This is a genomic window from Xanthomonas sp. NCPPB 3570 (genome assembly GCF_056725115.1).
Genome location: NZ_CM161513.1, coordinates 4,031,982 through 4,046,443, shown reverse-complemented (window position 1 = coordinate 4,046,443; position 14,462 = coordinate 4,031,982). Strand labels below are relative to the sequence as shown.

Below are 14,462 nucleotides of genomic sequence, written 5' to 3'. Positions count from 1 at the left end.
CTGCGCGCACGTCTTGCGCGGTGCACGGGCGCCGCGCTGCTGGCTGCCGCGTCGCTGCTCGGCAGCGGCTGCGCGATGGTCAGCGTGCAGTCGCGCAGCGCCGCCGACTACATCGCCACCCAGCGCGGCGATGTGCTCAGCACCGGCAGGCTCAGCGATGCCAGCCTGGAGACGCTGCGCGTCCTCGCGCTCGATCCCAAGACCTGCGAGGCGGACGTTCCTGCCTGCGCCACGCAACTGCGCGCCTTGCAGGGGCTGGACCAGGAGCGGCGGCTGGCGACCCTGTCGGAGCTGTGGGTGCATGTGGCCAATGCGCGCACGCCGCGGCAGGCGAGGGCGCTGGACGATGCGACGCTGCAGGCGTGGCTGGAGGCGGCGCGCTACGCCTACGCCTATCTGTTCTACACCCCGCGCCCGGCCAGCGCGCGCGCCTTCGAGGATCGGCAGACCCAGGTGCGCGACTACTACAACTACGCCGTGCAGCAGGCGGTCGGCGAACTGTTCCTGCGCTGGCGCGCCGGCAGCGCCAGCGGTGAGCTGCACGACGACGACGCGCTGCGCACGGCCGGCTGGCAGGTGCGCGCGGACATGGGCAGCTTCCGCCTGCCCGGCGGGGTGGCGCGGCCGGACGCGATGCTGCCGGCGTCGACGCTGCGCTTCGATGGCCTGCGCAGCACCTACCGGCGCGACGGCTTCGGCGCCGAACTGGTCGCGGAGATCGCGCCGGCCAAGGTCGGCGACCCGACCGCGGCGGCCGCCGCCAAGGGCGCGCCGGACCCGCACGCGCCAGCGTTCAGCGAAATGCCGTATGCGCCGACCACGGTGCTGCTGCGCTTCGACGGCGACAGCCTGGCGCAGGTACTCGACACCCGCAGCGTGGTGGTCGCGCCCTACGATCCGTACCGCGACGGCGAGGTCGAGGTACACGGCCAGCGCCTGCCGCTGGCGGCCAACTTTACCGCCGCCTACGGCCTGTGGCTGGCCCGCGCCGGCTTCGCCCGGCAGTCGCTGCGCTCGATGCTCGGCCGTGGAGATGGCATCGACCAGCCGCATCTGTACCTGATGCAGCCGTACGATCCGGACCGACGCATCATCCTGATGCTGCACGGCCTGGCCAGCAGTCCGGAGGCCTGGGTCAACGTCGCCAACGAACTGATGGGCGACGAGCAACTGCGCCGGCACTACCAGATCTGGCAGGTCTACTACCCGACCAACATGCCGATCGCCTGGAACCGTGCGCAGATCGCCACGCTGCTGCAGCAGACCCTGCGCCATTTCGATCCGCCCGGGCAGGCGCCGGCCTCGCAGCACATGGTCCTGATCGGCCACAGCATGGGCGGGGTGATCGGGCGCCTGCTGGTCAGCGATTCCGGCGACACGCTGTGGAACGACCTGATCGGCGCACGCACCGGCCGGCGCCCGCTGGACCCGCAGGCGCTGGCGCAGTTGCAGCCGCTGCTGCGCTTCGCGCCATTGCCGGAGGTGGACCGCGCCATCTTCATCGCCGCGCCGCAACGCGGCACCGCCTTCGCCGAAGGGCGGCTCGGGCGCCTGGCCGGGCGCCTGGTGCGCCTGCCGGTGACGCTGCTCGATCGCCTGAACACCTTGCTGCAGGGGATCGACGGCCCCGATGGCGCGCCGGTGCGCGTGCCCAACAGCATCGACAACCTGCGCGACACCGATCCGTTCGTGCGCGCGGCGGCGGATCTGCCGATCGCGCCGGCGGTGCGCTACCACACCATCATCGCTCGCCGCGATCCGGCGGTGCCGCTGGTCGCCTCCGACGATGGGCTGGTGCCGTACCGCAGTGCGCACCTGCCGGGCGCAGTGTCCGAACTGGTGATCACCTCGGGCCACAGCGTGCAGGAGACGCCGCAGGCGATCCTGGAGATCCGCCGCATCCTGCATGCGCAATTGCAGATGGACGCCACCGCGACGCGGTGACGATGCCCGCGACGGGCGGTTGCACGCGCCGTCGTCGCGCGCGCCGAGGGCATCGCGTTGCCGCCGTGCACGCCCGGAGAGGCGCGATGCAGCGCCAACGATCGCTTCGCGGCGCATCGGGCGGGAACACCTAACCCATCGCCTTCTCCGCAGTGCCATACCCGCATCGCAGCGTCGACGCATCGCTGCGGTTGTGCCGAATTACGCAGGAAACGCGTCGAATTGTCCGTCGATGGTTGCCGATGACATCGTTGTCACGAAATTGCAGCCACCAACCCGAACAATGCGCGCCGCCGTGAACACGATCACGGCCTCTCTCCCCTCCATGCCCGGCCTGCGGCGCGTTCCGTTGGCCGCGCCTACGTTTGGATTTTTCATGTCGCACTCGATCCATCTTCAAAAACGCCTGTCACTGGCGATCGCCGCAGCGTTGCTCGGTGTCGCGCCGATGGCCTTGGCCCAGGCGCAGGATGCGCAGGAGACGCAGACCGCCGCGTCCGACGCCAGCGCCAAGACCCTGGACAAGATCACCGTCGCCGTCACCCGCTACAACGCCGCGGACATGCAGATGGCGGCGACCAACACGGCCAACGTGCTGTCGGCCGAGGACCTGAAGTACACCGCCGTGCACAACATCGCCGAGGCGCTGGGCCTGCTGCCGGGCGTCAACGTGGTCAACACCGGGCAGTCGTACTTCGGCGGCGTCGACGGCGCCGCGCGCGGCGAGGGCATGTTCGCCTCGGTGCGCGGCCTCAACGCCGAGTACAACGTCAACCTGATCAACGGCGTCAACGTCGCCCAGGGCCTGCCCTACAGCCGCAGCGTGCAGCTGAGCCTGCTGCCGCCGTCGGGCCTGCAGACCATCGTGTTGAACAAGACCTCCACCGCGGCGATGGACGGCGACGCGATCGGCGGCACCATCGACTACCGCACCCCCAGCGGCTTCGACTACAGCGAGGCGATGGGCGGCAGCGTCACCGCCAGCGGGCGCATGGAAAGCCGTGCGCGCGACTACGGCGACAACGGCCTGGGCAAGGGCGCGGCCGGCGAATTCCACGCCAAGTTCGGCGCCGACAACCAGTTCGGCATCTACACCAGCGCGTACTACGACGAACGCCACTACGTGAACAGCGAAGTGGCCAACGCCGCCGCCTCGCGTGGCGACTGGAACAAGCGCTACTTCTCGCGCACCGACGCCAGCGGCCAGCCGGCGCCCGGCTACGATCCGCAGGACCTGCTGATGGCCACCGGCGCCAACATCGGCTATTCCGCCGGCGACACCACGCGCTACGGCGGCAACGTGTCCTTCGACTGGCACGTCGACCCGAGCCTGCAGCTGTACGCGCGCGCCACCTATGCCTACGCCAAGACCGAGCAGAACACCGGCTACACCCAGCTGGTGCCGGCCAACGTGAGCCTGGCGCAGATCGGCACCACCGGCGTATACCAGCCGCAGATCAACCGCGTGGCGGTGCGCTACTGGTACGAGACCAATCCGGAAGTGGCGGACCTGGCCACCTTCCAGTTCGGCGCCGACAAGCAACTGGGCAACTGGACGCTGTCGCCGAACCTGTTCTACAGCTACGGCGACAACGATCGCCCGGACCACGTGGAGATTTCCGCACGCGTGGACCAGTACGCCTCCACCCAGTTCCCGTACGGCGGCGCCAGCACCTTCTCCGGCTACGACAGCGAAGGCTTCCCCAAGCCGCTGCTGACCCCGGCGCTGCAGGCCAAGGCCAGCGACATCGGCAGCCTGTATGCGCGCCGCTACGGCCAGTTGACCAAGTCCTACAGCGGCCAGACCAAGGGCGGCGCCAAGTTCGACGTGCGCTACGACTTCGACCAGGGCGCGCTGAGCAACCTCCAGTTCGGCGTGAAGTACGTCGACAGCTCGCGCGACTTCACATCGCGCGACTGGACCAACAGCAAGTTCACCGATGGCACCCTGCTGCGCGACACCGGCCTGGTGGTCGGCCAGTACGACTCGGTGTATCCGGGCAAGTACGCGTGGCCGACGGTCAAGCTCAGCAACGGCGGGCTGAAGGCGATGATCGCCCAGCACCTGACCGCGGCCAGCTTCGACACCTGCGGCAGCCTGGCGATCAACAACCAGAACTGCGCGACCATGCGTGGCGACGAGGCGGTGACCGCGGCGTATGCGATGGCCACCTTCCGCAGCGGCGACCTGGAGGTGATCCCGGGCGTGCGCTTCGAGCACACCAGCATCCGCAACACCTTCTGGACCATGCCCGAAGACGCCAAGGGCAACGAACTGCCCGGTTTCTTCAGCAGCAACCACACCAGCTACGACGTGCCGCTGCCGAGCGTGTTCCTGAACTACCGCCCGGGCGACGGCAGTGCGGTGTACCGCGCCTCGGTGTGGACCAGCTACACCCGGCCGGCGCTGGTGCAGCTCGGCGGTGGCGCCAACTACGACGTCTCCAGCGACGGCACCACGGTCATCACCGAGGGCAATCCGGACCTGAAGCCGATCAAGTCGCTCAACGTGGACCTGTCCGGCGAGTGGGACAACGGCCATGGCGGCCACGCGATGCTGGCCGGCTACTACAAGCGCCTGACCGACTACATCTACGAGAGCGGCTCGGATCCGGCCAACGCCGGCACCAGCACCGGCGCCGGCAACGTGCGCTATGTGCGTCCGCAGAACGGCGGCGATGGCAAGGTGCTCGGCTTCGAGGCCGCGGTGCGGCAGACCCTGCAGGGCATGCCGGCACCGCTGGACGGCTTCGGCATCGGCGCCAACGTCACCCGCCAGACCACCCGCGTCGACCTGGGCATGGACGGCTTCCACGACGAGCGCATCCAGAACGCGCCGGACCTGATGGCCAACGCCGAGCTGTTCTACGAGAAGGGCCCGCTGTCGGTGAACCTGGCCTACCACTACTCCGGCGAATACGTCTCGGTGTACGACTACTACAACCGTGGCGCGACCTGGGACGACCTGTGGGTCAAGCCGATCACGCGCGTGGACCTGCACGTGGGCTACACCTTCAACGAGCATCTGCGCGCCGACCTGTCGGTGGCCAACCTCACCAACCGCCTGAGCTACTGGGCGCACGTGGGCCACAACAGCACCGCGATCTCCGACATCGTCGATGCCGGCCGCACCGCGCTGCTGAACGTGAAGTACACGTTCTGAAGCGGGCGCTTGCGCACGCTGGACGTCGCCACCCGTCGCACGGCCCTGTGCCGCGCGGCGGGTGGCGCGTTGTCGGCATCTCCGCGATGTTCGTCTGGCTGGCGCTGACGATCCTGCCGGGAATGGCCATGGCGGCAGAGGCGCCGGTGACGGCGCCGATCGATGGCCTGCGCCTGGACCAGGTGCAATTGCTCGGCTCGCACAACAGCTATCGGCCGGTGCCGACCGCGCAGGTGCGCCAGCGCCTGCAGGCGCACGACGCCGCCGAATGGCCGGCACTGGCCTATGGCCATCCTTCGCTGCAGGCCCAGCTCGCGCTGGGGCTGCGGCAACTCGAACTCGACGTGGCCGCCGATCCGCACGGCGGCCTGTACGCCGCGCCGTATGCACGGGCGGATGTGGCGACCCAGGCCCGCATGCACGCGCCCGGCGCCAAGGTGCTGCACCAGCCGGGCCTGGACTACGCCAGCCATTGCCTGCGCTTCCGCGACTGCCTGGCGATCCTTGCCGCCTGGTCGCGCGCGCACCCGCGGCACACGCCGCTGGTGGTGCTGGTCAATGCGGTGGATTTCGATCCGGTGCCGGGCCTGTGGCCGCACCGCTCCGCCTTCGACGCCAACGACCTGGACTCACTGGACCGCGACATCGCCGAGGTCGTCGGGCGTCCGCGCCTGATCGTGCCCGACGACGTGCGCGGCGCCGCGCCGAGCTTGCGCGAGGCGGTGCTGGCGCATGCCTGGCCACGCGTGGCGCAGGCGCGCGGCCGCATGCTGTTCGTGCTCGATGGCAATCCGCGGCACGAGGCGCTGTATCGCCAGGCGCATCCGTCGCTGCGCGGACGCATGATGTTCGGCTGGTACGCGCCGGACCAGCAGGAAGCCGCGGTGCTGTCGATCGAGGATCCGCTGGCCGAGGCGCCGAAGATCCGCGCCCTGGTCGCGCAGGGCTTCGTGGTGCGCACCCGCGCCGATACCGACGGCCGCGAGGCGCGCGCGCACGACCGCCGCCGCGCACAGGCGGCAGTGGAGGCCGGCGCGCAATGGATCAGCACCGATTACTACGCCGGCGCGCCGGATCCGCAGCGCCTCGGCTATTGGCTCGGCATCGCCACGGGCCTGCGCTGCGACCGGGTCACGGCCGCGTGCGGCACGAGCGCACCGTGAGACTTTCCATGTTGGGGACGATGATGAAAACAGGTACGCGTTGGATGCTGTGGGTCGTGCTGCTGGTGGCGGCATTGGGCGCGCAGGCGCGGCCGGCGCCCAAGGCCGCGCCCGCACTGCAGGTGGAAAAGGTGTGGATGCTGTTCCGCCACGGCGTGCGCGCGCCGCTGCCGGGCGAGGCCGCGGCCGCCGCGCTGGCGCCGCAGCCCTGGCCGGTGTGGGACACGCCGCCGAGCCTGCTCACCGCGCATGGCCGCACGGCGGTGGAGCGGAGTGGCGACTACACCCGGCAATGGCTGCTGCGCGATGGCGTGCTGCCGGCGCAGGGCTGCCCTGCGGACGGCACGGTCAGCATTTACGCCAACACCGACCAGCGCACCATCGTCAGTGCGCAGTTGCTCGCCGACACGCTGGCGCCCGGCTGCCATCTGCAGGCCGGCCATCAGCCCGAAGGCAGCGACGACCCGCTGTTCCGCCCGGTGGAAGCCGGCGCGGTGGAGTTCGATGCCGCCGCCGCGGTGGCCTCGATCCAGCGCCAGACCGGCGGCCCGGGCGCGGTGCTGGCGCCGTATGCGCGCGAACTGCGCACCATGCAGGAGATCCTCGGCTGCGCCGAGCGCTGCGACTTCGTGCACATGCCCTCGTCGCTGACCGCGGGCGCGAACGGGCGCAGCCTGGCCCTGCACGGGCCGCTGGACCTGACCTCGGGCACGGCCGAGGTGTTCATCCTGCAGTACGCCGAAGGCATGCCGCTGGACCAGGTCGGCTGGGGCCGCGCGACGCCGGCGCGCATCGCCGCGGTGTCGCGACTGCACGCCTTGCTGTTCGAGATCTACGCACGGCCGCAGTACATGGCCGCGCGCGCGGGCGCGCCGCTGGCGCATCGGCTGCTGGACACGCTGGGCGCGGACGACGCGCCGCGGCTGAGCGTGCTGGTCGCCAGCGACACCCACATCGCCGCGCTCAGCGGCCTGCTTGACCTGCACTTCCATCTGCCCGGCTTCGGCCGCGACGACGCGCCCCCGGGCGGCGCGCTGGTGGTGGAGCAGGTGCGCGATGCATCCAACGGTGAGCGTTACGTGCGCGTGCGCTACCAGGCGCAGTCGCTGGATCAACTGCGCGCACTGACCCCATTGAGCCTGCGCCACCCGCCGCTGCTGCAGACGCTGCAGATCCCTGGGTGCAGCGACGCCACGACCGGGCTGTGTCCGCTGCCGAAGTTCGAGTCGCTGCTGCAGGCGGCGCTGCAGCGGCGCGGCTGAGGCGGTTCTTCGCGCGTCTGCTCGTCCGCTCAGCGTAGGAGTGGCTTCAGCCGCGACAGGCGTTCCCCGGAATGCCAGTCGCGGCTGAAGCCGCTCCTACGGCGGACGGTGCGCTGACGCGTGGATGGATGACGCGTTGCCGGCATCGCGATGCCGTGCCCTTTGCGTGCAGGCGACAACGATCTGCCGCTGATCCTGTAGGAGCGGCTTCAGCCGCGACGGGGCTGCGTCGTGACGCCCAGCCACGGCGGCGGTGGCGCCTACGACGGCGCATCCCGCGACAGGGCCTGCGTCGACGGCTCAGCACCACCCACCACCCAAACGCAGAACGGGCCGCAATGCGGCCCGTTCTTTCTTGCAAGCGCGGCAGGCCGGCTTACTTCAGCTTGGCGTCCGCGCGCAGCGCCTCGGCGCGGTCGGTCTTCTCCCACGAGAACGCGGTGGCCTGGTGCTGGGCGCCGGTGCCGTCGGTGTAGGTGAAGGCCTTCGGGGTGCGGCCGAAATGGCCGTACGAGGCGGTCTGCTGGTACATCGGGTGGATCAGGTCGAGCATCTGGATGATGCCGAACGGACGCAGGTCGAAATGCTTGCGGATCAGCTTCTCGATCTTGTCGTCGGCGATCTTGCCGGTGCCGAAGGTGGTGACCGAGATTGAGGTCGGCTCGGCCACGCCGATGGCGTAGGAGACCTGCACTTCGCAGCGGTCGGCCAAGCCGGCGGCGACGACGTTCTTGGCGACGTAGCGCGCGGCGTAGGCGGCCGAACGGTCGACCTTGGACGGATCCTTGCCGGAGAACGCGCCGCCGCCGTGGCGCGCCCAGCCGCCGTAGGTGTCGACGATGATCTTGCGCCCGGTCAGGCCGCAGTCGCCCACCGGCCCGCCGATCACGAACTTGCCGGTCGGGTTGATGTGGAACTTGGTGCCCTTGTGCAGCCACTTGGCCGGCAGCACCGGCTTGAGGATCTCCTCGCGCACGGCTTCGACCAGGTGCTTCTGCTTGATGTCCGGATCGTGCTGGGTGGACAGCACCACTGCGTCGATCGCGGTCGCCACGCCGTCTTCGTAGCGCAGAGTGACCTGGCTCTTGGCGTCCGGGCGCAGCCACGCCAGCGGCGAGTTCTTCTTCTTGCGCACCTTGGCCTGCTGTTCGACCAGGCGGTGCGACAGGTGGATGGCGGCCGGCATGAAGCTGTCGGTCTCGCGGGTGGCGTAGCCGAACATCAGGCCCTGGTCGCCAGCGCCCTGTTCTTCCGGCTTCTTGCGGTCCACGCCCTGGTTGATGTCCGGCGACTGCTTGCCGATCAGGTTGAGCACGCCGCAGGTCTCGCCGTCGAAACCGACGTCGGAGCTGTTGTAGCCGATGTCCAGGATCACCTTGCGGGTCAGCGCTTCCAGATCGATCCAGGCGCTGGTGGTGATCTCGCCGGCGACGATCGCCACGCCGGTCTTGACCAGCGTTTCGCAGGCCACGCGCGCGCGCTTGTCCTGGGTCAGGATCGCGTCGAGCACCGCATCGGAGATCTGATCGGCGATCTTGTCCGGGTGGCCTTCGGAGACCGACTCGGAGGTGAAGAGATAGCTGGACATCGCGGCTATATCCTTGTATTCGGATGAAAAGATGGAGGCGAATGATACACGGGCGCCGGGCGGCGTGCATGATGCCCGGGGCGGACGTTGCCCAAGGTTAACCGGTTGGCGCGCCACGGTGCGTCCGTCACCTTGCCGTAGCCAGATTGCAAGATCGGTGTCGCCGCCGCGGCCGAAGCTGTGCGCAGTCAGCAAGGGGGCTTGCCGTGCTCGCACTCGAACGCCGTCTTCAGGACCGCTACCCACATTGGTTTGCCGGACGCCGCTCGCGGCTGGTCCGGCCGTTGCTGCGTAGTCTGCAGAAATGGTCGGGACTGGACGCGCTGGACGCGTTCCTGGAGGCCAACCGCGACCTGCGCGGGTTCGCCCTGGTCCAGGCCGGACTGGATTTCCTGCAGGCCCGCTACGTGGTCGCACCGACCGCCGCCGAATGCATTCCGGCGCGCGGGCGTCTGCTGATCGTCGCCAACCATCCTTCCGGCGCGCTGGATGCGCTGGCCCTGCTGGACTGCGTGGGCCAGGTGCGGCGCGACGTGAAGATCGTCGCCAACGATTTCCTGTGGGCGCTGGAAGGCCTGCGCGACCTGCTGCTGCCGGTGCGCATCCTCGGCGGCGCGCCGTCGCCGGCCAGCGTGCGGGCGATCGAGCAGGCGCTGGCCCAGGAGCAATGTGTGATCGTGTTCCCGGCCGGCGAGGTCTCGCGGCTGGGCTGGGGCGGCGTCGCCGACGGGCGCTGGCGCCGCGGCTTCCTGCGCTTTGCCCTGCGTACCGCCGCGCCGGTGCTGCCGGTGCGTATCCATGCGCGCAACTCGGCGCTGTTCTATGGCGCCTCGGCACTGTTCAAGCCAGCCGGGACCGCGCTGCTGGCGCGGGAGATGTTCGCTCGTCGCGAGCGCCGCATCGCGCTCAGCCTGGGCCGCGCCCGCGCGCTGCCGCAGGACCTGCCCGAAGCCGATCTGATGCGGCGCCTGCGCAGCGAGCTGTATGCGCTCGGCCGCAGCGGTGGACAGGCCGCGCCGAGCGAGGAAGCGCTGGTCGCCGCCGAGGACCCGGCACAACTGGCGGTGGAAGTGGCCGGGCTGCGCAGCCTCGGCCATACCCTGGATGGCAAGCAGATCCGCGTCGGCCGGCTGCGTGCCGGCTCGGCGCTGCTGCGTGAGATCGGCCGCCTGCGCGAACTGACCTTCCGTGCGGTGGGCGAGGGCACCGGCCGGCGTCTGGATCTGGACGACTACGACACCTGGTACGAACACATCGTGCTGTGGGACGGGGCCGCCACGCGCGTGGTCGGCGCGTATCGGGTCGCCCGCGGCGCGCCGGTGCTGGCCGAACGCGGCCTGGCTGGCTTCTACACCGCCGAACTGTTCCGCTACGGCGAGGGCATGCTGCCGCGCATCGCCGCGGGCATGGAACTGGGCCGCAGCTTCGTGGTGCCGGACTACTGGGGCAGCCGCAGCATCGATTACCTGTGGCAAGGCATCGGCGCCTATCTACAGGACCATCCGCAGGTGCGCTACCTGTTCGGCGCGGTGTCGATCAGCGCCGCGCTGCCGTACGAGGCGCGCGAGCAGATCGTGGCCTACTACGCGCGCTACTACGGCGACGCCAGCGGCGAAGCCGCCTCGGCGCGGCCGTTCCCGTATCCGGAAGCGCCGCCGGCATTCGACGAACTCGACGCCGACACCGCCTTCAAGGTGCTCAAGGGCAACCTCGACGCGCTGGGCGCGGCGGTGCCGATGCTCTACAAGCAGTACACCGATCTGTGCGAGCCCGGCGGTGCGCGCTTCCTCGCCTTCGGCGTGGACCCGGCGTTCAACGACGCCGTCGACGGCCTGATCGAGCTGGATCTGCAGCGCATCCGCAGCAAGAAGCGCGCGCGCTACCTCGAACGTCCCCGCAACGAAGCAGAGGTGGTGGCATGAGTCCGCTCAACAGCCTGGCGCCGCGCCGCGCGGTGTTCGTCTCCGATGTGCATCTGGGCGCGCCGCATTGCCATGCGCGCGAACTGGCCGACTTCCTCGGCGGCCTGCACTGCGACCAGCTGTACCTGGTCGGCGACATCGTCGACTTCTGGTGGATGGCGCAGCGCCGCGCGGTGTGGGGCGCCGCGCACCAGCGCGTGGTCGATGCGCTGCACGCGCTGGCCCGCGGCGGCACCGAACTGATCTACGTCCCCGGCAACCACGACCGCCCGATCCGCCGCTTCTGCGGACTCGCACTGCCGGCGATGCAGGTGCGCCGGCGCGCGGTGCACGCCACCGCCGACGGACGCCGCCTGCTGGTGGTGCACGGCGACGACTACGACAGCGTGACCCAGTTCGGTGGCCTGCAGGAGAAGTTCGGCGACTGGCTGTACTACCGCATCCTCACCGGCAATCAACTGACCAACCGCGTGCGCCGCCGCCTGGGCATGCGCTACTGGTCGCTGGCCGACTACCTGAAGCGGCAGAGCAGCGCCGCCGAGCGCTACATCGAGCGCTTCGTCGCCGCCGGCCTGGACGACGCGCGCCGTCGCGGCCTGGATGGGGTGATCTGCGGCCACGTGCACCGCGCCGGGCTGTTCGAACGCGACGGCCTGGTCTACGCCAACGACGGCGATTGGGTCGAAAACCTCACTGCGCTCGCCGAGGAGGCCGACGGCACGCTGCGCCTGCTCTCGCACCGCGGCGAGGTGCTGCGCGAACTGCCGCCGCGCCTGCGGCTGGTGCAGGAGAAGGCCTGGCCGCGCGCGGCCTGAAGCTGCCGGCCCGTCCGGGATGGCCCCGCATTTCCCAGGCAAGTGCGCCTGGGAATGTCCTCCACGTCCGGTGTTGTAGAGACCCGCGCCGCGCACACGACCGCATCGGTGTCGCTCACGTCGTGGACGGAAGCGTAGAACCGAGCGTGACGCGCATTCCACGGTGATCGAACGGCTCGCGCGTCGCCGCCGCGTCCGCTTGCCCGGCCTTCGTCGCATCGGGTCTACTGCATTGCGTCGGAGCGGCACGCCCGGGCAGGTGTCGATGCTCGAGCTTGGTCGCCGCACCGCGCGATATCGCTGCGGTGCAACGATGCCGTGGTTCGGTCAGCGGTTCTGGAGTCGTGGAGAACGTGAAACCAGGGAAGGCATGGTGTGGCTGGTCGCTGCGATCCGCATGGACCTGGTTGCGCCCGGGATGGTCTGCGTGTTCCGGCCATCTGCTGCATGCGTGCGCTGCTGCGGCATGCGCTCGGCAGCGGGTACGCCCTGGCGTCGTCTGTTTGGGCCTGCTGCTTGCGACGAGTGCAACAGCCATCGCGCAGAACACGGTCTACGGCTGCACGGATGCCGAAGCCCCCCGCACACTTCCGGATGCGATGCTGTGCGTGCAGCAGGCCGGTCTGTCGACCTCGCACGCAGCCGGCGACACGCGCGTGGGCGCGCTGTTCGCACGGGCCAAGGAGCAGCTCGACGGCGGCCGTTTCGATGCCGCCGAGCAGGCGCTGGACTGCGCCGAAGCCAACATCGGCGATGCCAGCGATGCGCGATCGCGCTACGAGCTCACCCGCCGCCGCGGCATTCTCGATTTCCGCCGCGAGCGCCTGCCGCAGGCGCTGGCGCGCTTCGAGTGCGCGGCCGCGCTGTCCCGCTCGCTGCACGACCGTGCCGGCGAGGCGCGCGACCTGAACAATGTCGGTGCGGCGCTGCGCCGGCTCGGCGATTTCCGCGGCGCCCTGCGCAACCTGACGCTGAGCCTGGATCTGCAACGCGCGCGCGGCGCGGCGTCGGCCTCGGTGCTCACCAATATCGCCGACGTGTATCGCGAGCTGCGCGAGCCCGTCACCGCCATGCGCTACTACCGCGACGCACTGGCCGCCAACCGCGCACAGGGCGACGCCATCGAGGCCGCACATGTGCAGGAAACCATGGCCGAGCTGGCGCTCGACAGTGGCGACACGGCGCAGGCGCTGGCCTGGTTGCAGGAGGCCCTGGCCGTGTACCGCGCGCAGGGCCGCCGGGTGTACGAACTGCGCGTGCACGATGGCCTGATCCGCGCGGCACTGGCGCTTGGCGACGTGGCGCAGGCGCAGCGCTGGAGTTCCAGTGCGCTGGCGCTGGCCGAGGCATGGGCGCTGCCGTTGCCGTCTGCATTGCAACTGCAACTGGCGCGGACGTCGCGGCTCGAAGGCAATACCGCGGCCGCCGTGGCCCGCCTGCGCGCGGCACTGGCGGCGGCCGCCGGCGGCGATCCGGTGCGGGTACCGTTGCTGGAGGAACTGGCGCGGCTGCAGGAAGGCAGTGGCGATACGGTGGCGGCCATCGCCACGCTGCGGCGCGCGAACGCGGAAGCCGCCGCGCTGGTGCGCGCGCAGCACGATCGCCAACTGGATTGGTTGCGGGTCCGTTTCGATACCGCCGAAAAGCAGCGCACCATCGATGCCCTGCAGAGCGAAAACCGCCTGCGCCAGGTCCAACTGCGTCAACGCACGCTGTTGCTGTGGCTGGCGCTGGTGTCCGGCGTCGCCGCCGTGCTCGGCGTGTGGCTGTGGTTGCAGCGTCGCCGGCAGCGTGAGCGCGTGTTGCAGGCCGCGCAGCAGGTCCGCCACGAGGAGCAGCTCGCGCGCTATCGGCGCGAGGCCGATGCGCTGGCCGAGGATCGCAGCCTGCTGCAGACCTTGCTCGACAGTCGCGAGGATGCGTTGTGCCTGCTTGATGCCGAAGGCCAGGTGCTGGCCACCAATCGTGCCGGCCGCCTGTTGCTTGGCGGCGCGGACGCCGCCGAACCAGTCGGGCAGGCGGTGTTCGCCTGCGTTGCCGAGAGCGACCGCCCGGCCTTGCAGGCTGCCCTTGAGCGGATGGAGGACAGCGCCGCGCAGCGCCTTGAGGTCGTGGCGCGACACGGCGTGCCGCTCGCCGCCACTCTCGCGCCCTGGCAGGGCGGCGATGGCCTGGTCGTGCTCGCCCTGCAGGAGCGCGACAGTAGCGCGGCGTCGGACACCGCGCAGGCCAAGCACGCGCAAGAGTCGGCCGCCGCGCCTGCGTTGCGCGACGCGTTTCGGCGCGCGCTGGTCGACTTGATGCTGGCGGTCATCGACACCTGGGAGCGCGCCACGGCGACCGGCCGGCTGGAGTTGGCCGAGCGCAGCCGGATCTGGCGCGTCAACATCGACGACGGCCGCCTGCGTGCGCGGGCGATGGAGCGCTACCTGACGGTCTCCAAGCTGCCGCGCAACCCGCGCTGGCGCGACGTGCTGCGCTCGGCCTATTTCGTGCTCGCACACTGCGAGGGTCTGTCGGCAGAGGCGCGCGCCGCCTTGCAGTCGCGGATCGACACGGTGCTTGCCTACACCCGCCGGGACGCGCTCGGCTGAGCAAGCCCGGC

The 14,462-nt window shown here is 70.2% G+C and carries 9 protein-coding genes; 7 read left to right on the top strand and 2 right to left on the bottom strand.

Annotated features, from left to right (window positions below; genetic code table 11):
- The gene (locus AC1PLR_RS17450; RefSeq protein ID WP_481103627.1) at nucleotides 1–1,944 is read left to right on the top strand and encodes a lipase family alpha/beta hydrolase; all 1,944 of its coding nucleotides are present in this window, start codon (nucleotides 1–3) and stop codon (nucleotides 1,942–1,944) included.
- A gap of 201 nt (nucleotides 1,945–2,145) precedes the next feature.
- Here AC1PLR_RS17450 and AC1PLR_RS17445 read toward each other — a convergent pair whose 3' ends face one another.
- Nucleotides 2,146–2,322: a hypothetical protein gene (locus tag AC1PLR_RS17445; protein WP_481101797.1), complete on the bottom strand. Its 177-nt coding sequence runs from the start codon at nucleotides 2,320–2,322 to the stop codon at nucleotides 2,146–2,148.
- 70 nt (nucleotides 2,323–2,392) lie between these two features.
- Here AC1PLR_RS17445 and AC1PLR_RS17440 point away from each other — a divergent pair, with 70 nt between their 5' ends.
- The 3 genes from AC1PLR_RS17440 (at nucleotide 2,393) to AC1PLR_RS17430 (ending at nucleotide 7,532) form a co-directional block, all read left to right on the top strand.
- Nucleotides 2,393–5,107, top strand: a complete 2,715-nt coding sequence (locus tag AC1PLR_RS17440; protein WP_481103626.1) for a TonB-dependent receptor — start codon at nucleotides 2,393–2,395, stop codon at nucleotides 5,105–5,107.
- Between the two features lie 86 nt (nucleotides 5,108–5,193).
- Nucleotides 5,194–6,270 carry a Ca2+-dependent phosphoinositide-specific phospholipase C gene (locus tag AC1PLR_RS17435; protein WP_481101796.1) on the top strand — a complete coding sequence of 359 codons (1,077 nt, stop codon included), beginning with the start codon at nucleotides 5,194–5,196 and terminating at the stop codon, nucleotides 6,268–6,270.
- A 44-nt stretch (nucleotides 6,271–6,314) separates the two neighbouring features.
- Entirely contained in the window at nucleotides 6,315–7,532 is a 1,218-nt protein-coding gene (locus AC1PLR_RS17430; protein WP_481101795.1) for a histidine-type phosphatase, read from the top strand.
- A gap of 376 nt (nucleotides 7,533–7,908) precedes the next feature.
- Here AC1PLR_RS17430 and metK read toward each other — a convergent pair whose 3' ends face one another.
- A complete protein-coding gene (metK, locus tag AC1PLR_RS17425; protein ID WP_010342184.1) occupies nucleotides 7,909–9,120 on the bottom strand; it encodes a methionine adenosyltransferase in 1,212 nt (403 codons plus the stop codon).
- Between the two features lie 206 nt (nucleotides 9,121–9,326).
- On the opposite strand from metK, the gene olsF reads away from it, so the two are divergent.
- From olsF to AC1PLR_RS17410, 3 genes are all read left to right on the top strand, one after another.
- The gene (gene olsF / locus AC1PLR_RS17420; protein ID WP_481101794.1) at nucleotides 9,327–11,042 is read left to right on the top strand and encodes a bifunctional ornithine lipid synthase OlsF; all 1,716 of its coding nucleotides are present in this window, start codon (nucleotides 9,327–9,329) and stop codon (nucleotides 11,040–11,042) included.
- Nucleotides 11,039–11,857, top strand: coding sequence for a UDP-2,3-diacylglucosamine diphosphatase (locus tag AC1PLR_RS17415; RefSeq protein WP_481101793.1), 819 nt, complete (start codon nucleotides 11,039–11,041; stop codon nucleotides 11,855–11,857). The genes olsF and AC1PLR_RS17415 overlap by 4 nt, the downstream gene beginning before the upstream one ends.
- Before the next feature lie 599 nt (nucleotides 11,858–12,456).
- Nucleotides 12,457–14,451: a tetratricopeptide repeat protein gene (locus AC1PLR_RS17410; protein WP_481101792.1), complete on the top strand. Its 1,995-nt coding sequence runs from the start codon at nucleotides 12,457–12,459 to the stop codon at nucleotides 14,449–14,451.
- Nucleotides 14,452–14,462 lie beyond the last annotated feature (11 nt).